We start from the raw sequence: 22,604 nt of genomic DNA, 5'->3' as shown, positions 1-22,604 counted from the left end.
AGCAGATCCGATGTCGTTGATGGCGACCTGCTTGGTGGCCGGGGCGGTCGTTGCGGTAGTCATGTAGTGGGTTGTCCTTGTGAATGGAGACTCGGGCTGAGGGCTCCGGCCGCGCACGGCCGATCACGAGCTCTACAGCGATTGATGGGGTTTCGTCGCCCGGGCATGCATAGGCACGCCACGAGTGACAGTCAAGGTTATCAGATCCGGAACCGAAATGACGGACTCGATATCGCGCGCTGCGTCGCGCTGACAGACTGTGTCCCATGCCCCGCGCCGACAAGCTGCTCCTGCTCGACACCGCCAGCCTCTACTTCCGCGCCTTCTATGGCGTCCCGGACAAGGTCACGGCTCCCGACGGCTCCCCGATCAACGCGGCGAGGGGTCTGCTCGACATCATCGCCAAGCTCGTCACGCTGTACGCGCCGACGCACGTGATCGCGTGCTGGGATGACGACTGGCGCCCGCAGTGGCGCGTCGATCTGATCCCGAGCTACAAGGCGCACCGGGTCGTGGAAGTCGTTCCCGCTGGCCCGGACGTCGAGGAGGTCCCCGACCCGCTGGAGGCGCAGATCCCGCTCATCCGGCAGACACTCGCCGCCCTCGGCATCCCGATCATCGGCGTCGCCGAGCACGAGGCCGACGATGTCATCGGGACGCTCGCCACGCACGCGACCATGCCGGTCGACATCGTCACCGGCGATCGCGACCTGTTCCAGCTCGTGGACGACGAGCGCGACGTCCGCGTCATCTACACGGCCAAGGGCATGAGCAACCTGGAGATCGTGACGGATGCCGTCGTGGTCGCCAAGTACGGAGTGCTCCCCGGCCAGTACGCCGACTTCGCGACCATGCGAGGCGATGCGTCCGACGGCCTCCCCGGCGTCGCGGGCGTCGGCGAGAAGACGGCGGCGACCCTGCTGCAGGCGCACGGCGACCTCGTGGGCATCCGCGCGGCGGCCGAAGCGGGCGAGGGTATGAGTGCAGGCGTCCGCGCCAAGGTGCTCGCCGCGGCCCCCTACCTCGAGGTCGCCCCGACCGTCGTCGCGGTGGCGACCGATCTCGACATCGTCGCGCCGAGCGCCGCCCTCCGCCCGCTCGACCCGGCCGAGGTGGATGCTGCCACCGCACTGGCGGAGAAGTGGAATCTCGGAGGATCGATGACGAGGGCGATCACCGCGATCACCACGATCGACGCCTGAATCAGCTCGCCCAGGCGCGCAGGCGCTCGAGGCCCCAGGTGGTGATGATCCGCGCAGCGGGCACTCCCGCCCGTTCGGCACGCTCGGCGCCGTGGTCCAGGAGCGACAGCTGGCCCGGCGCATGCGCGTCGGAGTCGATGGAGAAGAGGCATCCGGCCTCGAGCGCGATGGCGATCAGCTCGTCCGGCGGATCCTGACGCTCCGGACGCGAGTTGATCTCGACGGCCACTCCGTTCTCGGCGCAGGCGGCGAACACCCGTGCGGCGTCGAACTGCGACTCCGGCCTCGTGCCGCGGTCGCCCTGCACCAGACGCCCGGTGCAGTGCCCGAGGACGTTGACCCGCGGGTTCGACACCGCGGCGAGCATCCGCGCGGTCATCGGCCGCGAGTCCATGCGCAGTTTGGAATGGACGGATGCCACGACGATGTCCAGCTCGCCCAGCAGCGCGTCCTCCTGGTCGAGCGAGCCGTCGTCGAGGATGTCGACCTCGATGCCGGCCAGGAGCGTGAAGCCGTCCCCCGACTCGGCGCGGACGAGCGGCATCTGCTCGCGCAGCCGCTCCGCCGACAGCCCGCGAGCCACACGGAGGCGCGGCGAGTGGTCGGTGATCGCCTGGTACTCATGCCCGAGGGCACGGGCGGCCTGGGCCATCACCGCGATCGGGGTGGTGCCGTCCGACCAGTCCGTATGGGCATGCAGATCGCCGCGGAGCTTGGCGCGGAGCTCCGACACCCGCTCCGGCTCCACGTCGCCGCGGAGCTCGATCAGGTACTCGGGCACCTCTCCCGACTGCGCCTGCCGGATCACCGCGAAGGTCGACTCGCCGATGCCCTTCGCTGCACGCAGCCGCGTGGGGTCGCTCCGGACCTCGTCCGGAAGCTGCTGCAGCGTCGCCGCCGCCTGGCGGAACGCCTTCGCCCGATACCGCGAGGCGCGCTCGCGCTCGAGGAGGGAGGCGATCTCGAGCAGCGCGGCGATCGGGTCCATCACATCTCCTATGCAGAGGCGAGCTCTCGGCTCACGCCGATCCACTCGTCGAGCTTGGCGGCGGCGCGACCGTCGTCGACGGCGGCGGCTGCGCGGTCGTATCCGGCGCGCAGCCGCTCCAGGATGGGACGCTGCACCTGGGTCGCATCCTGCGAGAGCTCGAAGGCGACGATGCCGGCCGCGGCATTGAGCAGCACGATGTCGCGCACCGCCCCCGTCTCGCCCGCGAGCGTGCGTCGAAGAACGCCCGCGTTGTGCTCGGGAGTACCGCCGAGGAGGTCGGCGAGGTCGGCGATCGGGATGTCGAGATCGCGCGGATCGAGGTCGTGCTCGTGGATGTCACCGCGGGTGACCTCCCAGATCCGGCTGTGACCGGTGGTGGTCAGCTCGTCGAGCCCGTCGTCGCCGCGGAAGACGAGAGCCGTCGCACCGCGGGTACGGAACACCCCGGTGATCAGAGGCACGCGTTCGAGCTGGGCGACGCCGACGGCGTTGGCCTCGGCGCGTGCCGGGTTGCAGAGCGGCCCCAGCATGTTGAAGACGGTCGGCACCCCGAGCTGGGAGCGTACAGCCCCTGCGTGCTTGAAGCCGGGGTGGAAGGCCCCTGCCCAGGCGAAGGTGATGCCGGTGCGGTCGAGGATGGTCGACACCGCCGCCGGGTCGAGGGTCAGCTCGAGTCCCAGCGCGCTCAACACGTCCGAGGAGCCGGATGCCGAGCTCGCCGCCCGGTTGCCGTGCTTCACGACGGGGACACCGGTCGCCCCGATGATGACCGCGGCGGTCGTCGAGACGTTCACCGTGCCGACCCGATCGCCGCCCGTGCCCACGATGTCGAGGACGTTCGGGGAGACCGGCAGCGGGACCGCCGCCTCGAGGATCGCGTCGCGGAAGCCGACGATCTCGTCGATCGTCTCGCCCTTGGCCCGCAGCGCGACGAGGAACCCGGCCAGCTGCGCTTCCGAGACGTCGCCCCGCATGATCTGACGCATCGCCCAGGTCGACTCCCAGACGCTGAGGTCGCGACGCTCCAGAAGAGTGGTGAGCAGGTCGGACCAGGTCAGGGAATCAGCCATGTGTGCGATCCTATCGGCGCAGGGAAAACGTGCAGACTCCTCAGCACCTTCGCCCCGCAGGACGGCACCCCCTGTTTCCCGCGGATTCACCGACGATTCGCAGCGTTTTCTTAGGGTCGCCTAAGTCGACTGAGAGCCATCTGAGGGCCTCGGGTGCGAGAATCACGCCCCAGGATCGGCCATAATGGAAGAGTGACGACCTCAGCGACGTATGCCCCGGCGGCAAGAACGATCAAGCGCCCCAATCCGGTAGCTGTCGGCACCATTGTGTGGCTCGGCAGTGAGGTGATGTTCTTCGCGGGACTCTTCGCGATCTACTTCACTCTCCGCAGCACCTCGCCCGACCTCTGGGCGGACCGCACCGAGCTGCTGAACGTCCCGTTCGCGTTCGTGAACACCGCGATCCTGGTCCTCTCCTCGTTCACCTGCCAGATGGGCGTGTTCGCGGCGGAGGACCTGCAGCCGTACCGCATCGCCAAGGGGCAGAAGAACGGCGCCGGTCGCCGTCGCCTGTTCGGCTGGGGCATGGTCGAGTGGTTCTTCCTCACCTTCGCCCTCGGCGCGATCTTCGTGTCCGGCCAGGTCTGGGAGTACGCCCAGCTCGTCGCAGAGGGCATGCCCATCAGCGCCGACTCGTACGCATCAGCGTTCTACCTGACGACCGGGTTCCACGCCCTGCACGTCACCGGCGGTCTCATCGCGTTCCTGCTCGTCATCGGCCGCGCATACGCCGTCAAGAACTTCCGGCACAAGGAGGCGACCTCCTCGATCGTGGTGTCCTACTACTGGCACTTCGTCGACGTCGTCTGGATCGTGCTGTTCGTCGTTATCTACTTCCTGAAATAAGAGCGGAGCTGATCCCCGAGATGGCACGAGAGAAGAAGCGCCGTTCGAACGGGCGTCGCAGTCCCCTGGCTGCGGCAGCCCTCATCGGAGCAGGCCTCATGATCACCGGCGCCGTGTACGCCGGGACGTCCGCAGCCTTCGCTGCGAGCGACACCCGGGCCGCGGCGGCCAGCACCCTCACGGTGGAGGACGGCGAGAAGCTGTTCACGGCCAACTGCGCCACCTGCCACGGCTTGAACCTGCAGGGCACCCCCAACGGCCCCAGCCTGTACGGCGTGGGCGAGCTCGCGGTGGAGTTCCAGGTCTCGACGGGCCGGATGCCGCTGCAGATGCAGGGCCCGCAGGCTCCGCAGAAGGACCCGCAGTTCACCGAGGAGCAGATCCTCGCGATGGCCGCCTACGTGCAGTCCGAGGCCCCCGGCCCGACCTTCCCCGATGAGAAGCTTCTGGACGGCGGCGGTGACGTCGCCAACGGTGCCGAGCTCTTCCGAGTCAACTGCGCGATGTGCCACAACGTTGCCGCCGCCGGCGGCGCCTTGACCGAGGGTAAGTACGCCCCAGCGCTGACCGAGACCAGCGCGTTGCACATGTATGCGGCCATGGTCACCGGCCCCCAGAACATGCCCGTCTTCGGCGACATGAACCTGTCGGACGAGGACAAGCGCGACATCATCTCGGCGCTGCTGTTCCAGCAGCAGTCCGTGCAGGTCGGCGGATTCTCGCTCGGTTCGCTCGGTCCGGTCTCCGAGGGCCTGTTCGCCTGGATCTTCGGAATCGGCGCGCTCGTCGCGATCACCGTGTGGATCACGGCGAAGTCCAACTGACGCTTAATCATCGAAGAGGAACGTACGAGGAGCACCATGGCACACGACGACGACTCGCAGGCTCTTGACAGGGCCTACCAGCCCTCTCCAGGGCTGGGTGTCGCAGTCAGCGATCCCGTGCAGAACCCGGGGCTGCCGCCGCACCGCGCGCGGATGACCGACAAGGACCCGCGCGCCGAGAAGGCCGCGGAGCGCACGGTCTACACCCTGTTCTACCTCTCGCTGGCGGGAAGCATCTGGGCGGTCGCCGCCTACATGCTGTTCCCCATCGAGAGCGGCGCGCTCATCGACATCCGTCAGAACAACCTCTTCATCGGTCTGGGCATCTCGCTCGCGCTGCTCGCCATCGGCATCGGTGCGATCCACTGGTCCAAGGCTCTGATGAGCGACAAGGAGCACATCGAGCACCGACACCCCACGCGGGGCAAGGACTCGACCCGCGAGGCGGTCATCGAGTCGTTCGCCACCGCGAACGAGGAGTCCGGCTTCGGACGGCGCACGATGATCCGCAACTCGCTGTTCGCGGCGATCGTGGCCTCGATCATCCCCGGCGTCACGCTGTTCCGCGGACTCGCACCGCACAGCACGCCGGATGACCCCTCTGCGGGTGATCCCGTCGCACTCCTCAAGCACACGATGTGGAAGAAGGGCGCTCGCCTCGTGCGCGACCCCGACGGCACGCCGATCCGCGCCGCGGATGTCACGCTCGGCTCCGCGTTCCACGTCATCCCCGAGGACCTCGCAGAACTCAGTCACCCCGATGGGTACCTCGAGGAGAAGGCCAAGGCCATCGTCCTGATGATGCGCCTGCGTCCCGAGCAGCTCGTCGAGGCTGAGGACCGCAAGGACTGGTCGTACGACGGCATCGTCGCGTACTCGAAGGTCTGCACCCACGTCGGCTGCCCCGTGGCGCTGTACGAGCAGCAGACGCACCACCTCCTCTGCCCCTGCCACCAGTCGCAGTTCGATGTGACGGATCACGCCAAGGTCATCTTCGGCCCGGCCGCGCGACCGCTGCCTCAGCTGCCCATCACCGTCGACGACGAGGGCTACCTCATCGCACGCAGTGACTTCACCGAGCCCGTCGGCCCGAGCTTCTGGGAGCGCCATTGAGCACCGCAACGCTGTCCAAAGAGGACAAGGACAACAAGGCGCCTCTCGGCGGCCGCTTCGTCGGCGCCGCATCGAACTACATCGATGAGCGCACCAGCATCTCCGGCTTCATCAAGGAGCTCGGTCGCAAGATCTTCCCCGACCACTGGTCGTTCATGCTGGGTGAGATCGCGCTGTGGAGCTTCGTGGTCGTGTTCCTCTCCGGAACCTTCCTGACGTTCTTCTTCGAGGCCTCCATGGTCGAGACCCACTACACCGGCGCGTATGCTCCGATGCGCGGTATCGAGATGTCGGCCGCCCTCGAGTCGTCGCTGAACATCTCGTTCGACCTCCGTGGCGGGCTCCTGGTGCGCCAGATCCACCACTGGGCCGCGCTGGTCTTCATCGCCGGCATCGGCGTGCACATGCTGCGCGTCTTCTTCACCGGCGCCTTCCGCAAGCCGCGTGAGCTGAACTGGGTGATCGGCTTCGTGCTGTTCATCCTCGCGATGGCCGAGGGCTTCACCGGCTACTCGCTTCCCGACGACCTCCTGTCGGGCAACGGCCTGCGCATCATCGACGGCATGATCAAGGGAATCCCCCTGATCGGAACGTGGACCTCCTTCCTGCTGTTCGGCGGCGAGTTCCCCGGCACGGCGATCGTCGGTCGCCTCTACACGCTGCACATCCTGCTGCTTCCGCTGCTGGTCATCGGTCTGATCGTCGTGCACCTGATGCTCATGATCGTCAACAAGCACACGCAGTTCGCCGGCCCCGGCCGCACGAACGACAACGTCGTGGGCTACCCGATGATGCCCGTGTACATGTCGAAGATGGGCGGCTACCTGTTCATCGTGTTCGGCGTGATCGTGCTGATCGCGACGTTCTTCCAGATCAACCCCATCTGGAACTACGGTCCCTACGACCCGTCACCCGTCTCCGCCGGTACCCAGCCCGACTGGTACATCGGATTCGCCGACGGTGCGCTGCGACTGGCCCCGTCGAACCTCGACATCGTGTTCCTCGACCGCACCTGGTCGTTCGGCATCCTGCTTCCGCTGGTCGTGCTCGGACTGTTCATCGTGCTCGTGGCGATCTACCCCTTCATCGAGGCGTGGATCACGGGCGACAAGCGCGAGCACCACATCGCGCAGCGTCCCCGCAACGCAGCGACCCGCACGGCCATCGGCGTCGCCGGAGTCATCTTCTACGCGGTGCTGTGGGCCGCAGCCTCGTCCGACCTCATCGCGACGCACTTCATGCTCACGATGGAGGGTGTGATCCACACTCTTCAGGCGCTGCTCATCATCGGCCCCGTGCTCGGCTACTTCGTGGCCAAGCGCATCGCCATCGCGCTGCAGAAGAAGGATCGCGAGATCGTGCTGCACGGTTTCGAGTCCGGTCGTATCGTCCGCCTCCCCGGCGGCGAGTTCATCGAAGTGCACCAGCCGGTCGACAAGTACGACCGCTGGAAGCTCATCGACGTCGACGAGTACGAGCCCCTCGTGGTGCGCCCGAACGCGAAGGGCCGCATCTCGTGGACCGAGAACCTGCGCTCCTCCATCTCGCGGTGGTTCTACGAGGACCGGCTCGCTCCGCTCACGCAGACGGAGATCGAGGCGGCGGATGCGCACCAGCACCACGTCACGGCTCAGAACGACGAGACCGAGGCGGCAGAGATCCAGGGCGCCCACGAGCGCGCCGGCTTCCCTGACGCTCCGCTCACGGTCAGCGAGACCCACGTCGACGAGACGCCGAACACCCCCAGCACGGTCATCGCGACCGAGCCGGTGAAGAAGCCTCGCAAGAAGAAGTCGGACGACGGCGAGTAAGCGCGCCGCTCCCCCGCAGAAGGCCCTGTCCGTTCGGACAGGGCCTTCTGCGTGTCCGGTTGGCTCTCAAGCGGACGTGGAAGGATCGAGGCATGAGCTCAGCAGTCTCCCTCATGAACGTGAACCGTCGCTGCCCCTCTCCCGTCCTCCGGCGTGCCGCCGCGGAGGAAGCCCGATGACCGCCTCGATCCGCCCCGCCACCATCGAGGACGCCGAGATCATCGGAGCCATCGAAGCGGAAGCGGATGCCCTCCTGATCGCAGGTCTCGGCGCTCCAGACTGGCCGCCCACAGAAGACGGACTGAACCGCCTCGGCGAGCCCGGTTTCGTGCTTCTGCTCGAGGACGACACCGCCGATCCCTCCCCCGTCGGTTTCGTCCACGTCCTCGATGCGGACGGCCACGCGCACCTCGAGCAGCTGTCTGTGGTGCCGTCAGCCGGTCGCCAGGGGTACGGCCGCCAGCTGGTCACTGCGGCCCTCGACGAGGCACGCCAACGCGGCTACTCTCGTGTCACACTCCGCACGTACGCGGAGATCCCCTGGAATGCCCCGTTCTACGCCTCCTGCGGGTTCCTGGAGAGCATCCCCGAGACGCCGTTCCAACGCAGCCTGGTCGAGACCGAGGCATCCCTGGGCCTCGACCGCTACGGCCGCCGCGTGCAGATGACCGCGCTCCTCTGACGAGCTGCCGAGAGTGGCGGATTCCCGTGCCTCATCGTCCGGATCGCGACAGCGGCGCATCGGGCGCGCTTCTATGCTGAGAGCATGATCGACCGCGCCGACTACTACGCCGCCAAACTCGCCTACGAGACCGATGCGAGCGACGTTCATGCCGCCCTGAAGGCCGGCGAGGACGTCGTCGTCATCGATGTGCGCTCGGACGAGGCATGGGCACAGGGCCGCGTCGCCGGCGCGGTGCACATGCACTACAGCGAGATCGCTCGTCGCGCCCCTGTCGAGATCCCTTCGACGGCCGCAGTCGTCGTGTACTGCTGGAGTCCCGGGTGCAACGCCGGCGCGAAGGGCGCCCTGGAGTTCGCCCAGCTCGGATATGACGTGCGCGAGATGATCGGCGGCTTCGAGTACTGGGTGCGCGAAGGCTACCCGGTGGAGGACGCCGACGGCGTGCACCGACGCCCCGTGGACCCGCTCACCGGCATCGCCCGCGTACGCACCCACGCGTAGCCACAGACATGCAGAAAGCCCCTGGGATGGAGATCCCAGGGGCTTTCGATGTGCAGGTCAGCGGGCGAAATTGCCGCGGTAGTACTCGTACACCCAGCCGATGATCGCGACGACGAAGATCGACAGGCCGATCGGGAGCAGGAATTGGCCGACGGCCAGACCCACCACGAAGATTCCGGCGGAGCCGGCGAGGACGATCGGCCACCACGACCACGGGCTGAACTCGCCGAGCTCGGGGTCGCCGTCGTCGATGTCGCTCGTGAGGATGTCCTCAGGCAGCTCGCCGTTCTGCGCCTTGTGCGTGCGATCGAGGTAGAACGCGATCATCGCACCCATGAAGGCCGCGAAGAACAGGGCGACCGTGCCGACCCATTCGATCCGCTCTGCGAAGTTGTCGGACGGGGTGGCCAGGATGTGCCATCCCGTATAGACGACGCCGACGAGGGCGAAGAACGCGGTCAGGACCCACCAGAGAATGACGTTGTCGCGCATGGCTCAGTGGCCCTCTCGCTCGCCGGGAGCAGCGGGTGTGAACTCGGCTGCCTCGGGGTGGTTCAGATCGAACGCGGGACGCTCGCTGCGGATCCGCGGGATCGAGGTGAAGTTGTGGCGAGGCGGCGGGCACGACGTCGCCCACTCGAGCGATGCCCCGTAGCCCCACGGGTCGTTGACCGTGACCTTGGGCGCCTTGCGTGCCGTGATCCACACGTTGAGGAAGAACGGCAGCATGGACGCTCCGAGGATGACGGCACCGATCGTCGACACCTGGTTGCCCCAGGTCCAGCCGTCGGCGGCGGAGTAGTCCGCGTAACGGCGGACCATTCCGTCGACACCCAGCCAGTGCTGGATGAGGAACGTCATGTGGAAGCCGATGAACAGCATCCAGAAGTGCACGTAGCCCAAGCGCTCGTTGAGCATCCGACCCGTCCACTTCGGCCACCAGAAGTAGAAGCCCGCGAACATCGCGAACACCACCGTACCGAACACGACGTAGTGGAAGTGCGCCACGACGAAGTAGGAGTCCGACAGTGCGAAGTCCAGCGGCGGGGCCGCGAGGATGACACCGGTCAGACCGCCGAAGACGAAGGACACGAGGAAGCCGAGTGCGAACACCATGGGCGTCTCGAACGTCACAGATCCCCGCCAGAGCGTGCCGATCCAGTTGAAGATCTTCACACCCGTCGGCACAGCGATGAGCATGGTCATCAGTGCGAAGAAGGGCAGCAGCACGGAGCCTGTGACGTACATGTGGTGCGCCCACACCGCCACAGACAGCGCCGCGATCGCGATCGTCGCGTAGACGAGGGTCTTGTAGCCGAAGATCGGCTTGCGACTGAAGACGGGGAAGATCTCCGACACGATGCCGAAGAACGGCAGCGCGATGATATACACCTCAGGGTGCCCGAAGAACCAGAACAGGTGCTGCCAGAGCAGGACACCGCCGTTCTGCGGATCGAAGATGTGAGCGCCGAGAACACGGTCCGCGGCGGCTGCGAAGATCGCGGCGGCGAGAACGGGGAAGGCCATCAGGATCAGAAGGCTCGTGATCAACGTGTTCCACGAGAAGATCGGCATCCGCCACATCGTCATGCCCGGAGCGCGCATCGTGATCACAGTGGTGATGAAGTTCACCGCACCGAGGATCGTGCCGAACCCCGAGATGCCCAGTCCGAGCATCCAGAGGTTCCCACCCGCACCCGGGGTGAACGAGGCGCTCGCCAGTGGCTGATATGCGAACCAGCCGAAGGAGGCCGCACCCTGGGGGGTGAGGAAGCCGGCGACGGCGATCGTCGAACCGAACAGGAAGAGCCAGAACGCGAAGGCGTTGAGTCGCGGGAACGCCACGTCAGGCGCACCCAGCTGCAGCGGCAGGATCGCGTTGGCGAATCCGGCGAACAGCGGCGTCGCGAACATCAGCAGCATGATCGTGCCGTGCATCGTGAACAGCTGGTTGTACTGCTCCTTCGTCGGGACGATCTGCATCCCGGGGGCGAACAGCTCCGCGCGGATGACGAGAGCCATCACACCGCCGAGCAGGAAGAACAGCACCGACGCGATGAGGTACATGTACCCGATCGTCTTGTGGTCGGTGGACGTGATCCACTTGACGACCACGTTGCCCTTCTGCTCGACACGAGACGAACTCATCAGAGCGGCCTGACGAGCGGGCAGGGTGGTGGGACGGGAGCGGCGGGCCTCGTCGGTGCGGGGTGCTTCAGTGGTCGACATGGCTTACTCCTCTCCTTCCTCGGAGTCTTTCGGGGCGGTGGTGCCCGGGTAGTTGGACAGACGGTCGTAGGCGTCCGTGATGTCTCCCGTGTTGCCTTCCTCCTCGAGCGACTGGAGGTAGGCATCGTACTCGTCCTGCTCGACGACCTTGACATTGAACAGCATCATCGAGTGGTACTCGCCGCACAGCTCGGCGCACTTGCCGGCGTACTCGCCGACACGGGTCGGGATGAAGGACCAGGAGTTGTCCTTCCCGATGTACATGTCCTTCTTGTAGAGGAAGTCGATGATCCAGAAGGAGTGGATGACGTCGCGCGACTGCAGGTTGATCGTCACCTTCTTGTCGACCGGCAGCACCAGCGTCGGCAGCTCGGCCTGGTCGATGTTGCCGGCGGCGTCGGGCTGGGCCTGGATGCCCATCGTCCACACCGCGTCGGAGTTGTCCTCCTCCTCGCCGTCGTACTGGAAGTCCCACGCCCACTGCTTGGCGATCGCCGTGATCTCGACGTCGGGGTCATCCCACTTCGCCTCGATCTCGCTCTGATCGCGAGCGGTGAAGAAGAACATGCCCAGGACGAGGATCAGCGGCACGACCGTGTAGAAGATCTCGATCGGCATGTTGTAGCGCATCTGCACGGGCAGGCCGGTCTGGCCCTTGCGACGGCGGTACGCGATCGCAGCCCAGGCCATCAGACCCCAGGTGATCACGCCGACGGCGAGCAGGACGATCCAGGAGTTGACCCAGAGGGAGGAGACCCGCTCGGTCTGGTTGGTGGCCGCAGGCTCACCCTCCACGAAGCCCGGGAGGTAACCGTTCAGCTCAGTGGCAGTACATCCCGCCAGGGCCACGGCTGCCGCTACTCCCAGGGGGAGAGCGGCCCAACGAAGGCGGCGTTTCGAGGGCACGATGCACCTTTCAGATTGCGGACAGGGCACACCCAAGTCTAGGGCAACCTCACACCTGATTCATGCCAACCATGCAGGTTGGCAGCGGGGTCCTGGTCAGTGGAAGCTGTCTCCGCAGGCGCAGCTGCCGGCGGCGTTCGGGTTGTCGATCGTGAAGCCCTGCTCCGAGATCGTGTCCTTGAAATCGATCGACGCGCCGTCGAGGTACGGCACGCTCATGTTGTCGACGATGACCTCGACGCCGTCGAAGTCGACGGTCTCGTCGCCCTCGAGGAAACGCTCGTCGAAGTACAGCTGGTAGATCAGGCCGGAGCATCCGCCGGGCTGGACGGCGACGCGAAGACGAAGGTCGTCGCGGCCCTCCTGCTCGAGGAGGTTCTTCACCTTGGTGGCCGCGGCGTCGGTCAGCTTCACGCCGTGCGCCTGAGTGGTGTCTGCTGCAGTCAGAGTGGTGTCGCTCATGTCGCTCCTTGGGACGGGCCGTGCTCGCACACGGCTGGTGCTTCGATTTTACCCTCGACCCGGTCGATCGGGGTCAGATGCGGATGTCGTTCATGCGCGAGAGCAGCAGGGCCTCGGTCGCCACGGCGTGGCGGAACGCGTCCAGGTGCAGGGATTCGTTCGGGCTGTGCGCTCGCGAGTGCGGGTCCTCGACGCCGGTGACCAGGATCTGCGCCTCCGGGAACTCGCGTACGAGGTCGGCGATGAACGGGATCGATCCGCCGACGCCGAGGTCGACGGGCGGGACGCCGTAGCCGTCGCGCATCGCGTCACGGGTCAGCGCGACCGCCCAGCCGCTCGTGTCGACGAGGAAGCCGTTGCCGAGGTCGACGTCGGAGAACGTCAGCTCGGCACCGAACGGCGCGTGCGCCCGCAGGTGCGCCTCGAGCGCCGCGTACGCCTCCTCCCCCGTCTGTCCCGGGGCCACTCGGGCGCTGATGACGACGGTGACCTCCGGAAGGAGCGTGTTCGAGGCCGCTTCGACGCTCGTCGCGTCGATGCCGATGACCGTCACCGAGGGCTTGTTCCAGATCCGTCCGAGGATCGTGCCGTCGCCGATCGGCGTGGTGCCGGGCAGGAGGCCCGCTTCGTCGCGGAGCGTCTCCTCGGAGTACTCGGGAGTCTCGGCTTCGCGGGCGGTCATGCCCTCGACCGCCACGGACCCGTCGTCGCCCCAGAGGGTCGAGAGCATCTTCACCGTCGCCATCATGGCGTCGGGGACCGCTCCCCCGAACATGCCCGAATGCGAGGCGTGATCGAGCGTGCGCACCCGCACCGTGAAACGGGCGTTGCCGCGCAGCGAGACCGTGAGCCCGGGCGTGACGGAGTCCCAGTTGCCCGAGTCCGCGACGACGATGGCGTCGGCCCGCAGCGCCTCCTTGTTGTCGGAGAGGAACTGCGCGAACGAGCGCGAGCCGTACTCCTCCTCACCCTCGATGAACATCGCGATGCCGAGGTCGAGGTCGTCTCCGAGCACTTCCGCCACCGCGCGGATCGATGCGATGTGCGCCATGATGCCGGCCTTGTCGTCGGCGGCGCCGCGCCCGTACAGACGTCCGTCCCTGACCGTCGGCTCGAACGGCGGCGTCTCCCACAGCGCGTCGTCGCCCGGAGGCTGCACGTCGTGGTGGGCGTAGAGCAGGATCGTCGGCCTGCCGTTGCGTGCGGCGCGGGTCGCGAGGACCGCGGGCTGGCCGTGCTCGTCGGTGCCAGGGATCGCCGCACGGAGGATCCGCACGTCGTCGAACACCCCCGTGTCGGTGGCCAATGCCGCCACGGCCTCCGAGCTGCGCTCCAGCTGCGTCTGGTCGAACGCGGGCCAGGCCATGCCCGGGATGCGGACGAGGCGCCCGAGGTCGCTCAGCGCGGCGGGGAACCCCGTCGACGCCGCCTCGAGGACTGCGGGCTCGCGCTCACTGGACGGTTTCTGGTCGCCGGGCTGGGCAGGAGATGTCATGCGAGTAATCTTAAGGTGATCCGCCTTCACCGAACCGAGGAACCTCGTGGCCACTACCCCGCTCTCCCCTCCGACGAACGACGATGCCCCCGAGACGCCCGCGTCCGGCAAGGGACGTGCGACGCCGACCAGGGCGGAGCAGGAGGCCGCTCGCCGGCGCCCCCTCGTCGCGAACACCAAAGAGGCCAAGGCCGCCGCTCGTGCCGAGCTGAACGAACGCCGCAACCGCGCGCAGGCCGGTCTCGCGGCCGGCGAGGAGAAGTACCTCCCCGCCCGCGACAAGGGTCCCCAGCGTCGCTGGGTCCGCGACTACGTCGACTCCGGCTGGCACCCCGCCGAGTTCGTGATGGGCGTGATGGTGCTCGTCATCCTCGTGTCGCTGCTGCCGGCGAACCTCGCGATCGGAGGGTTCGCCGTCGCCGGCTGGGCCTACCTCGTGATGATGGCGTACCTCGTGCTCGCGATCGGCGGCATGGTGCTGCTCGGCATCCGGGTCAAGGCCAAGGTCGCCGAGAAGTTCGGCAAGGACCGCATGGAGCGCGGTCTCGGATGGTACGCGGCGATGCGGTCGCTGCAGATGCGCTTCATGCGCCTGCCCAAGCCTCAGGTCAAGCGCGGCGAACGTCCGGCCTGACCCCCGCACACGAAGCGAGGCGTCTCCTGCACACGCGGGAGACGCCTCAGCTGTATCCGGCGGACGGCGTCAGCCTGCGACGAGGCCGCGGTTGATCTCCCGCCCCCAGAACGGTCCGCGATACAGGAACGCGGTGTAGCCCTGGACCAGGGTCGCTCCCGCAGCGAGACGCTCCTGGACGTCGGCCGGTGTCTCCATTCCCCCGACCGCGATCACGCAGAAGTCGGCGGGAACGGCCGCGCGCACGAGTCGCAGGACCTGCAGGGATCGCGCCTTCAGCGGCGCACCGGAGAGGCCTCCGGCACCGGCTGCCTCGACCGTGGCGGCATCCGTCGTGAGCCCGTCGCGACTGATCGTCGTGTTGTGCGCGATGATCCCCGCGAGGCCCTCCTGGACGGCGAGCTCGGCGATCGCGGTGATCTCCTCGTCGGGGAGGTCGGGGGCGATCTTGACGAGCAGCGGCGTGGCGCCGGCCGCCGCGCGTACGGCCCTGAGCAGCGGCGCGAGGGTCTCGACGGCCTGCAGTCCGCGGAGTCCCGGGGTGTTGGGCGACGAGACGTTGACGGCGAGATAGTCGGCCAGCGGCGCGAGACGGGTGGCCGAGGCGACGTAGTCCGCAGTGGCCTGCTCCACCTCGACGACGCGGCTCTTGCCGATGTTCACACCGATCACCGTGTCGGGGGCGCCGCGGCGGAGTCTCGCGAGGCGACGGGCGACAGCATCCGCCCCCTCGTTGTTGAAGCCCATCCGGTTGATGACCGCGCGGTCGGCGACGAGCCGGAAGAGCCGAGGTCGCGGGTTGCCGTCCTGCGGCACGGCCGTGACGGTGCCCACCTCGACGTGGCCGAAGCCGAGAGCGGCGAGACCGCGCACGCCGACGGCGTTCTTGTCGAACCCGGCGGCGACGCCGAAGGGAGACGGGAAACTGAGACCCAGCGCCTCGACCCGAAGCGACGGGTCGGGAGCCGTCAGCCGGCGGGTGGCCCAGGAGAACGGCGGCGCGCCGAGGACGCGGATCACCGCCATGCCGGCGTGATGGGCGAACTCGGGATCGAAGCGCGACAGGACAGCGCGGAAGAGCAGCGGATACATCCCTGCCAGATTACCGGTCGGCGGACGCGGCCTTCGCGTGGTCGGCCCGGAGGTCGGTGATCGCGCTCTCGAAGTCCTCGAGGGACTCGAACGCCTGGTAGACACTGGCGAACCGGAGGAAGGCGACCTCGTCGAGGTCGCGCAGCGGTCCGAGGATCGCGAGCCCGATCTCGTTCGTGTCGAGCTGCGAGACACCGGTCTGGCGCACCGCCTCCTCCACCCGCTGAGCGAGGATGGCGAGATCCGCTTCGGTCACCGGCCTGCCCTGGCAGGCCTTGCGCACACCGGAGATGACCTTCTCGCGACTGAACGGCTCCATGACCCCGGAGCGCTTGATGACGTTGAGGCTCGCCGTCTCGGTCGTGGTGAAGCGGCCGCCGCACTCCGGGCACTGTCGGCGCCTGCGGATCGAGAGTCCGTCGTCGCTGGTGCGGGAATCGATGACCCGGGAGTCCGAGTGACGGCAGAAGGGGCAGTGCATCTGACCGATCCTACGCGGTGAAACGCGCCTCGATCGCCTCGCCGTGCGCCGGAAGCACTTCGGTGTTCGCGAGAGCGACGACGCCGGAGCGCACCTCGGCGAGGGCGGCCCGGTCGTAGGAGATCACCTGCTGCGGTCGCAGGAAGGTGTACGCGCCGAGTCCCGGCGCATACCGCGCCTGGCCGCCGGTCGGCAGCACGTGGTTGCTGCCGGCCATGTAGTCGCCGAGGCTCACCGGGGTGTGATCGCCGACGAAGACGGCGCCCGCACTCGTGAAGGCCGCCGCCGCCTCCTCGGCATCCTGCAGGTGCAGCTCCAGGTGCTCGGGGGCATAGGCGTTGCTGAACGCCGTGGCCATCGCACGATCGTCGACCAGCACGATCGCCGACTGCGGCCCGTCGAGGGCAGCGGCGACGCGTTCGGAGTGTCGGGTCGTGGTGGCGAGGCGGGCGATGTCGACGGCCACTCGCTCGGCCAGTTCGAGCGAATCCGTGACGAGGACCGCCGAGGCCTGCTCGTCGTGCTCGGCCTGGCTGATGAGGTCGGCCGCGACGAGTCGCGGGTCTGCCGAGGAGTCGGCCACGATGAGGATCTCCGTAGCGCCCGCTTCGGAGTCGGTGCCGACGACGCCGGCCACGGCACGCTTCGCCGACGCGACGTAGTTGTTTCCGGGGCCGGACAGCACGTCGACCGGGTCGAGTCCGATCTCCGCGACCCCGTGGGCGAACGCGCCGATGGCGCCGGCGCCGCCCACGGCGTACACCTCGGTGACGCCCAGGAGGGCTGCCGCGGCGAGGATCGTCGGGTGGACGCGCCCCCCTTGGTCGTGCTGCGGCGGCGAGGCGAGGGCGATCTGCTCGACCCCCGCGATCTGAGCGGGCACGACGTTCATGATCACGCTCGAGGGATACACGGCCTTGCCGCCGGGAATGTACACCCCCACACGGTGCACGGGCTGCCAGCGCTGCGTGATCGTCGCTCCCTCGCCGATCCTGGTGACCTGCGTCGCAGGCACCTGGGCTGCCGAAGCCATGCGCACGCGCCGGATCGCCTCGTCGAGAGCCGCGCGAACCTCGGGCTCGAGCGCGGCCAGCGCGTCCTCGATGTGGTCGGCAGGCACCCGGATGTCGTGGTCGACCACGTGATCGAAGCGTTCCGCCTGCTCGCGCAGCGCCGCCTCTCCGCGCTCCCTGACGTCCTCGACGATCCGCGTCGCGGTGTCGAGGGCCTCGGCCCGTGCCTGGGCAGCCCGGGGGACGGCGGCCAGCATGTCAGCCGGCGAGAGCGAGCGCCCCCGCAGATCGATCGTGCGCACGATCAGCCCTTCGTGATGTCTGCGATGTCGTGCAGGTAGCCGATCCGGCCGTCGTCGTGTCGGACGACGTACGCGCCGCCGCGATCCTCGATGACGAGCGCCCAGGCGTTCGGCCCGATCCGGAAGATCGCCTCGCCGCGTTCGTCGTGGACATCGCGCTCGGTGGGCGCGAGGATCCAGAACGGCTGCGGGGCCGGCGCCTGCTCCCGGGGATTCGTGGCGTCGAGGTCATCGTCGATCGCGGGGAATGCCGTCGTCTCCGGCGAGGCGACATCCTGAGCGCGCGCGCCCATCAGCGATTCGATGCTGCCCGTGTCCGACACGATCTCGGGCTCCTGCCCCCATGACCGGCGCGAATAGGTCGGGGTGTACTCCTCGTCCGAGGTGACCTCGTCCGTTCCTGTGCCGCCACCCGAGGCGTGCGAGGACAGCGGCACCTGCTCGGCCAGGTCGAGTCGAGCGACCTCATCAGTCGCATGCTCTCCCGACAGCTCGACGTCGAGTCCGGCCGCGGGGGCGGTGTACACGCCGACGGGTGCACCGTACGCGGTGGTGTCACCCTCGCCGGCCGTCGCCGTGGGCAGCTCGTAAGACGAATCGGGGCGCTCGACGGCCGTGTCGGGCTCGCCGGTGGCAGCCGCAGGCGCCGGTGCTGCAGGTGCGGCCGGCTCCGGGCGCGGGCGCGCGATCACCGGGCGGACCGGGTTGGCGTTGCGGTGCGCGAGCGTGACCAGTCGACCGTGGAAGTCCTCTTTCAGGCCGGGCACGAGCGGGGCGAAGACGGTGAGGACCACGAGTGCGAGCATCGCGATCAGCTGCACCACGCCGTTCCAGTACAACCCGAACGTGCCGAACCCGATCGCGAAGGCGACCGCATCCCACAGCGCCGCAAGCCAGAAGACGGCAGCGACGGAGAAGGCGACGGAGGCGAACTGATCGATGCCGAGCGAGCCGACCCGGCGGATCCCGTCGGGCGAGAATCGCCGCAGGACCAGCAGGAACACGGCGACGGTCGGGACCCCGATCGGGAGGATCCAGTGCAGGCCGGTGCCCCAGACGGGCGTTCCCCCGGCATACGGGAAGAAGGATGCGATGAAGGCGATCGCCCACACGCCCACGATGAGGAGCTCTCGCAGCGTGAACCCGAGGATGCCGAACTCCGGCGTCACCTCGTCGTCGTACAGGACGCCGTCTTCATCGGAGAAGTCCTCGTCGACGGTCGGATCGGATGCCGCGGCAGCATCGTCTGCATCGGGGCCGTCAGCGCTCGGGAAGGGGGATTCCGTGCTCATGGGATGGTCCTTTCGTCACGGTGCGAAGGCTCGGACGCCCTGCACCCAACGCGTCCTGATCCTACCCGGTGCGCCCGGGAGGACGTCATCGGAGGTCACGGGTGGGCGAGGCGGTCAGCCGAGACAGGTCGGTCCGAGGAGCGACTTGAGGTCGCCGAACAGGTCGGCCGACACCTTGACCGGCATCGGCACGTCGAACACCTTCGCCGTGCGGCCGCGGTGCACCCGGAGGATCACCTCGGTGTCGCCGCTGTGCCGACGCAGCACGTCGGCGAGCTCGTTCATGACCCGCTCGGTGGCCCGCTGCTCGGCGAGCACGAGGGCCAGCGGCCCCGCCGCGTCGAACGATCCGACGTCGGGCGCGAACGCCGACTGCGCATGCAGGTTCATGCCGTCATCGCGTTTGGACACCCGGCCCCGCACGGCCAGGATCGAGTCCTGCTGCAGGATGTGCTGGAACTCGGTGTAGGTCTTGCCCATGAACATGACCGTCACCTCGCCGTTGAAGTCCTCGACGGTGATCATGCCGTAGGGGTTGCCGCTGGCCTTCGCGACCCGGTGCTGGACGCTGGTGACGAGGCCGGCGACGGTGACCTGGTCTCCGTCCTGCATGTCGTCGGAGTTGATGAGGTCATGGATCGAGATCGACGCGTGCTTCGCGAGCGGCACCTCGAGGCCGGCGAGCGGGTGGTCGGAGACGTAGAGTCCGAGCATCTCCCGCTCGAAGGCGAGCTTGTCCTTCTTGATCCACTCAGGACGCGGCGGGACCTTCGCCGGGGCGACCTCCTCCATCCCGTCGTACAGGCTGTCGAAGTCGAACCCGATGGCTCCCTGGGCCTCGTTGCGCTTGCGATCGACGGCCGCCTCGACGGCATCCTCGTGGACCTCCAGCAGCGCGCGACGCGAGTCGCCCATCGAGTCGAACGCGCCCGCCTTGATCAGCGACTCGACGGTGCGCTTGTTCGCGACGTGCAGCGGCACCTTGTCGAGGAAGTGGTGGAACGAGGTGAACCGCTCGTCCTTGCGCGCCTGCACGATGCCCTCGACCACGTTGCTGCCGACGTTGCGGACGGCGCCGAGACCGAAGCGGATGTCGTCGCCGACGGCGGCGAAGTAGTTGATCGACTCCGACACGTCCGGCGGGAGCACTTTGATGCCCATCCGCCGGCACTCGTTGAGGTACAGCGCCATCTTGTCCTTCGAGTCGCCGACGCTGGTGAGCAGCGCGGCCATGTACTCGGCGGGATAGTGCGCCTTGAGATAGGCGGTCCAGTAGGAGACCACGCCGTAGGCGGCGGAGTGCGCTTTGTTGAAGGCGTAGTCCGAGAACGGGAGGAGGATCTCCCAGATCGCGTTGACGGCACCGTCGGAGTACCCGTTCGCATGCATGCCGGCCTGGAAGCCCTCGAACTGCTTGTCGAGCTCGGACTTCTTCTTCTTGCCCATCGCTCGGCGGAGGATGTCGGCCTGGCCGAGCGAGAACCCGGCCACGCGCTGCGCGATGGCCATGACCTGCTCCTGGTAGATGATCAGGCCGTAGGACTCGTCGAGGATGTCGGCGAGCGACTCCGTGAACTCCGGGTGGATCGGTGTGATCGGCTGCTGGCCGTTCTTGCGCAGCGCGTAGTTGGTGTGCGAGTTCGCCCCCATGGGCCCCGGGCGGTACAGCGCGATCAGAGCCGAGATGTCGCCGAAGTTGTCGGGCCGCATGAGGCGCATGAGAGCACGCATCGGCCCGCCGTCGAGCTGGAAGACGCCGAGCGACTCTCCGCGACCGAGCAGCTCGTAGGCACCGCGGTCGTCCAGCGCGAGGTGTTCGAGGTCGAGCTCCTCACCGCGGTTGGTGCGGATGTTGTCGAGCGCGTCGGAGATGATCGTCAGGTTGCGGAGCCCGAGGAAGTCCATCTTGATCAGGCCGAGCGACTCGCACGACGGGTAGTCGAACTGCGTGACGATCTGGCCGTCCTGCTCGCGACGCATGATCGGGATGATGTCGAGCAGCGGCTCGGACGACATGATCACACCGGCGGCGTGCACGCCCCACTGGCGCTTCAGGCCCTCGAGTCCGAGGGCGCGATCGAAGACCGTCTTCGCCTCCGGGTCGGTCTCGATGAGCGCGCGGAACTCGCTCGCCTCCTTGTACCGGGGATGCGCCGAGTCGAACATGCCGTCCAGAGGCATGTCCTTGCCCATCACGGGCGGCGGCATCGCCTTGGTCAGGCGCTCCCCCATGCTGAACGGGAAGCCCAGCACGCGGCCGGCATCCTTCAGCGCCTGCTTCGACTTGATCGTGCCGTAGGTGACGATCTGCGCGACGCGCTCGGAGCCGTACTTCCTGGTCACGTAGTCGATGACCTCGCCACGACGACGGTCATCGAAGTCGACGTCGAAGTCGGGCATCGAGACACGGTCGGGGTTGAGGAAGCGCTCGAAGATCAGGCCGTGCTCGAGGGGGTCGAGGTCGGTGATCCGCATGGCGTAGGCGACCATCGAGCCGGCACCGGAGCCTCGACCGGGTCCCACCCGGATGCCGTTGTCCTTCGCCCAGTTGATGAAGTCGGCGACGACGAGGAAGTAGCCGGGGAAGCCCATCTGCAGGATGATGCCGGTCTCGTACTCGGCCTGCTTGCGCACCTTGTCGGGGATGCCGCTCGGGTAGCGGTAGTGCAGGCCCGCCTCGACCTCCTTGATGAGCCAGCTGTCTTCGGTCTCGCCGTCCGGCACGGGGAAGCGCGGCATGTAGTTCGCTGCGGTGTTGAACTCGACCTCGCACCGCTCGGCGATCAGCAGCGTGTTGTCGCAGGCCTCGGGGTGATCGCGGAACAACTGCCGCATCTCGGCGGCGGTCTTGATGTAGTAGCCGTCGCCGTCGAACTTGAAGCGGTTCGGGTCGTCGAGCGTCGAGCCCGACTGCACGCACAGCAGCGCCTCGTGCGCGTCGGCCTCGTGCTGGTGCGTATAGTGCGAGTCGTTCGTGCCGACCAGCGGGATCTTCAGATCCTTGGCCAGCCGGATGAGGTCGGTCATGACGCGCCGCTCGATCGAGAGGCCGTGGTCCATGATCTCGGCGAAGTAGTTCTCCTTGCCGAACAGGTCCTGGAACTCCGCCGCCGCCGCACGCGCGGCGTCGTACTGGCCGAGGCGCAGTCGGGTCTGGATCTCACCGGAGGGGCATCCGGTCGTCGCGATCAGCCCCTTGCCGTAGGTCTGCAGGAGCTCGCGGTCCATGCGCGGCTTGAAGTAGTAGCCCTCCATGCTCGACAGCGAGCTGAGGCGGAACAGGTTGTGCATCCCCTGGGTGCTCTCGCTCCACATCGTCATGTGGGTGTACGCCCCGGAGCCGGAGACGTCGTCGCTCTTCTGATCGGGCGAGCCCCACTGCACACGCGACTTGTCGCTGCGGTGGGTGCCGGGCGTGACATATGCCTCGAGGCCGATGATCGGCTTGACGCCAGCGGCGTTCGCCGCCTTGTAGAACTCGAACGCGGCGAAGGTGTTGCCGTGATCGGTGACGGCGATGGCCGGCATGTCGTAGTCAGCGGCCGCCTGAGTCATCGCCGCGATCTTCGCCGCCCCGTCGAGCATCGAGTACTCGCTGTGCACGTGCAGGTGGACGAAGGAGTCGGATGCCATGCCTTCGAGTCTACTTTCGGCA

Annotated in this window: 20 protein-coding genes; 8 read left to right on the top strand and 12 right to left on the bottom strand. The window is 67.6% G+C overall.

The features are described from left to right. Positions 1-266: 266 nt before the first annotated feature. Positions 267-1,202, top strand: a complete 936-nt coding sequence (locus tag ACESK8_RS02375; RefSeq protein WP_372967081.1) for a 5'-3' exonuclease H3TH domain-containing protein — start codon at positions 267-269, stop codon at positions 1,200-1,202. 1 nt (position 1,203) lies between these two features. Here ACESK8_RS02375 and ACESK8_RS02370 read toward each other — a convergent pair whose 3' ends face one another. Both ACESK8_RS02370 and trpD read right to left on the bottom strand, forming a co-directional pair. Next, a complete protein-coding gene (locus ACESK8_RS02370; protein ID WP_372967080.1) occupies positions 1,204-2,190 on the bottom strand; it encodes a PHP domain-containing protein in 987 nt (328 codons plus the stop codon). A gap of 8 nt (positions 2,191-2,198) precedes the next feature. Continuing rightward, complete coding sequence (gene trpD, locus ACESK8_RS02365) at positions 2,199-3,263, bottom strand: anthranilate phosphoribosyltransferase (protein ID WP_372967079.1); 1,065 nt, start codon at positions 3,261-3,263, stop codon at positions 2,199-2,201. A gap of 192 nt (positions 3,264-3,455) precedes the next feature. On the opposite strand from trpD, the gene ACESK8_RS02360 reads away from it, so the two are divergent. The 6 genes from ACESK8_RS02360 to ACESK8_RS02335 all read left to right on the top strand — a co-directional run bounded on the left by ACESK8_RS02360 (position 3,456) and on the right by ACESK8_RS02335 (position 9,043). Then, positions 3,456-4,109 (top strand): heme-copper oxidase subunit III, encoded by a 654-nt coding sequence (locus tag ACESK8_RS02360; RefSeq protein ID WP_372967078.1) that lies wholly within the window; start codon positions 3,456-3,458, stop codon positions 4,107-4,109. 20 nt (positions 4,110-4,129) lie between these two features. Further along, a complete protein-coding gene (locus ACESK8_RS02355; protein WP_372967077.1) occupies positions 4,130-4,933 on the top strand; it encodes a c-type cytochrome in 804 nt (267 codons plus the stop codon). A 36-nt stretch (positions 4,934-4,969) separates the two neighbouring features. Further along, positions 4,970-6,046: a Rieske 2Fe-2S domain-containing protein gene (locus ACESK8_RS02350; RefSeq protein ID WP_372967076.1), complete on the top strand. Its 1,077-nt coding sequence runs from the start codon at positions 4,970-4,972 to the stop codon at positions 6,044-6,046. Then, on the top strand, positions 6,043-7,857 hold the full coding sequence (locus tag ACESK8_RS02345) for a cytochrome bc complex cytochrome b subunit (protein ID WP_372967075.1): 1,815 nt from the start codon (positions 6,043-6,045) through the stop codon (positions 7,855-7,857). Before ACESK8_RS02350 ends, ACESK8_RS02345 begins: the two co-directional genes overlap by 4 nt. Positions 7,858-8,032: 175 nt before the next feature. Next, on the top strand, positions 8,033-8,539 hold the full coding sequence (locus tag ACESK8_RS02340; RefSeq protein WP_372967074.1) for a GNAT family N-acetyltransferase: 507 nt from the start codon (positions 8,033-8,035) through the stop codon (positions 8,537-8,539). A gap of 84 nt (positions 8,540-8,623) precedes the next feature. Next, a complete protein-coding gene (locus ACESK8_RS02335; RefSeq protein ID WP_372967073.1) occupies positions 8,624-9,043 on the top strand; it encodes a rhodanese-like domain-containing protein in 420 nt (139 codons plus the stop codon). Positions 9,044-9,100: 57 nt separating this feature from the next. Here the strand turns inward: ACESK8_RS02335 and ACESK8_RS02330 are convergent, their stop codons facing one another. From ACESK8_RS02330 to ACESK8_RS02310, 5 genes are all read right to left on the bottom strand, one after another. Next, positions 9,101-9,535, bottom strand: a complete 435-nt coding sequence (locus tag ACESK8_RS02330; RefSeq protein WP_060926492.1) for a cytochrome c oxidase subunit 4 — start codon at positions 9,533-9,535, stop codon at positions 9,101-9,103. A 3-nt stretch (positions 9,536-9,538) separates the two neighbouring features. Beyond that, on the bottom strand, positions 9,539-11,272 hold the full coding sequence (gene ctaD, locus ACESK8_RS02325; RefSeq protein ID WP_372967072.1) for a cytochrome c oxidase subunit I: 1,734 nt from the start codon (positions 11,270-11,272) through the stop codon (positions 9,539-9,541). 3 nt (positions 11,273-11,275) lie between these two features. Continuing rightward, on the bottom strand, positions 11,276-12,178 hold the full coding sequence (gene coxB, locus ACESK8_RS02320; RefSeq protein WP_372967071.1) for a cytochrome c oxidase subunit II: 903 nt from the start codon (positions 12,176-12,178) through the stop codon (positions 11,276-11,278). 96 nt (positions 12,179-12,274) lie between these two features. Further along, entirely contained in the window at positions 12,275-12,640 is a 366-nt protein-coding gene (gene erpA / locus ACESK8_RS02315; RefSeq protein WP_060926495.1) for an iron-sulfur cluster insertion protein ErpA, read from the bottom strand. Positions 12,641-12,713: 73 nt separating this feature from the next. Then, entirely contained in the window at positions 12,714-14,135 is a 1,422-nt protein-coding gene (locus tag ACESK8_RS02310; protein WP_372967070.1) for a dipeptidase, read from the bottom strand. A 46-nt stretch (positions 14,136-14,181) separates the two neighbouring features. Here ACESK8_RS02310 and ACESK8_RS02305 point away from each other — a divergent pair, with 46 nt between their 5' ends. Continuing rightward, positions 14,182-14,769: a DUF3043 domain-containing protein gene (locus ACESK8_RS02305; RefSeq protein ID WP_060926497.1), complete on the top strand. Its 588-nt coding sequence runs from the start codon at positions 14,182-14,184 to the stop codon at positions 14,767-14,769. A gap of 69 nt (positions 14,770-14,838) precedes the next feature. Here ACESK8_RS02305 and ACESK8_RS02300 read toward each other — a convergent pair whose 3' ends face one another. From ACESK8_RS02300 to dnaE, 5 genes are all read right to left on the bottom strand, one after another. Next, positions 14,839-15,861: a quinone-dependent dihydroorotate dehydrogenase gene (locus ACESK8_RS02300; protein WP_372967069.1), complete on the bottom strand. Its 1,023-nt coding sequence runs from the start codon at positions 15,859-15,861 to the stop codon at positions 14,839-14,841. Positions 15,862-15,871: 10 nt separating this feature from the next. After that, the gene (gene nrdR / locus ACESK8_RS02295; protein ID WP_060926499.1) at positions 15,872-16,342 is read right to left on the bottom strand and encodes a transcriptional regulator NrdR; all 471 of its coding nucleotides are present in this window, start codon (positions 16,340-16,342) and stop codon (positions 15,872-15,874) included. A gap of 10 nt (positions 16,343-16,352) precedes the next feature. Then, positions 16,353-17,660 (bottom strand): histidinol dehydrogenase, encoded by a 1,308-nt coding sequence (gene hisD / locus ACESK8_RS02290; protein ID WP_372967103.1) that lies wholly within the window; start codon positions 17,658-17,660, stop codon positions 16,353-16,355. Further along, positions 17,660-18,949, bottom strand: a complete 1,290-nt coding sequence (locus ACESK8_RS02285) for a hypothetical protein (RefSeq protein ID WP_372967068.1) — start codon at positions 18,947-18,949, stop codon at positions 17,660-17,662. Before ACESK8_RS02285 ends, hisD begins: the two co-directional genes overlap by 1 nt. A 114-nt stretch (positions 18,950-19,063) precedes the next feature. Further along, positions 19,064-22,582 carry a DNA polymerase III subunit alpha gene (dnaE, locus tag ACESK8_RS02280; RefSeq protein ID WP_372967067.1) on the bottom strand — a complete coding sequence of 1,173 codons (3,519 nt, stop codon included), beginning with the start codon at positions 22,580-22,582 and terminating at the stop codon, positions 19,064-19,066. Positions 22,583-22,604: the final 22 nt, after the last annotated feature.

Source organism: Microbacterium sp. (genome assembly GCF_041641055.1).
GTDB lineage: Bacteria > Actinomycetota > Actinomycetes > Actinomycetales > Microbacteriaceae > Microbacterium.
This window is presented reverse-complemented; position numbering and strand designations above follow the sequence as displayed.

Bases quoted from the DNA above. Each gene is read 5' to 3' on its own strand.
- ACESK8_RS02370 (WP_372967080.1), bottom strand. From the start codon at position 2,190: ATGGACCCGATCGCCGCGCTGCTCGAGATCGCCTCCCTCCTCGAGCGC.
- trpD (WP_372967079.1), bottom strand. From the start codon at position 3,263: ATGGCTGATTCCCTGACCTGGTCCGACCTGCTCACCACTCTTCTGGAG.
- erpA (WP_060926495.1), bottom strand. From the start codon at position 12,640: ATGAGCGACACCACTCTGACTGCAGCAGACACCACTCAGGCGCACGGC.
- ACESK8_RS02335 (WP_372967073.1), top strand. From the start codon at position 8,624: ATGATCGACCGCGCCGACTACTACGCCGCCAAACTCGCCTACGAGACC.
- ctaD (WP_372967072.1), bottom strand. From the start codon at position 11,272: ATGTCGACCACTGAAGCACCCCGCACCGACGAGGCCCGCCGCTCCCGT.
- ACESK8_RS02330 (WP_060926492.1), bottom strand. From the start codon at position 9,535: ATGCGCGACAACGTCATTCTCTGGTGGGTCCTGACCGCGTTCTTCGCC.
- ACESK8_RS02355 (WP_372967077.1), top strand. From the start codon at position 4,130: ATGGCACGAGAGAAGAAGCGCCGTTCGAACGGGCGTCGCAGTCCCCTG.
- ACESK8_RS02285 (WP_372967068.1), bottom strand. From the start codon at position 18,949: ATGAGCACGGAATCCCCCTTCCCGAGCGCTGACGGCCCCGATGCAGAC.
- dnaE (WP_372967067.1), bottom strand. From the start codon at position 22,582: ATGGCATCCGACTCCTTCGTCCACCTGCACGTGCACAGCGAGTACTCG.
- ACESK8_RS02310 (WP_372967070.1), bottom strand. From the start codon at position 14,135: ATGACATCTCCTGCCCAGCCCGGCGACCAGAAACCGTCCAGTGAGCGC.
- ACESK8_RS02340 (WP_372967074.1), top strand. From the start codon at position 8,033: ATGACCGCCTCGATCCGCCCCGCCACCATCGAGGACGCCGAGATCATC.
- ACESK8_RS02350 (WP_372967076.1), top strand. From the start codon at position 4,970: ATGGCACACGACGACGACTCGCAGGCTCTTGACAGGGCCTACCAGCCC.
- ACESK8_RS02375 (WP_372967081.1), top strand. From the start codon at position 267: ATGCCCCGCGCCGACAAGCTGCTCCTGCTCGACACCGCCAGCCTCTAC.
- nrdR (WP_060926499.1), bottom strand. From the start codon at position 16,342: ATGCACTGCCCCTTCTGCCGTCACTCGGACTCCCGGGTCATCGATTCC.
- ACESK8_RS02300 (WP_372967069.1), bottom strand. From the start codon at position 15,861: ATGTATCCGCTGCTCTTCCGCGCTGTCCTGTCGCGCTTCGATCCCGAG.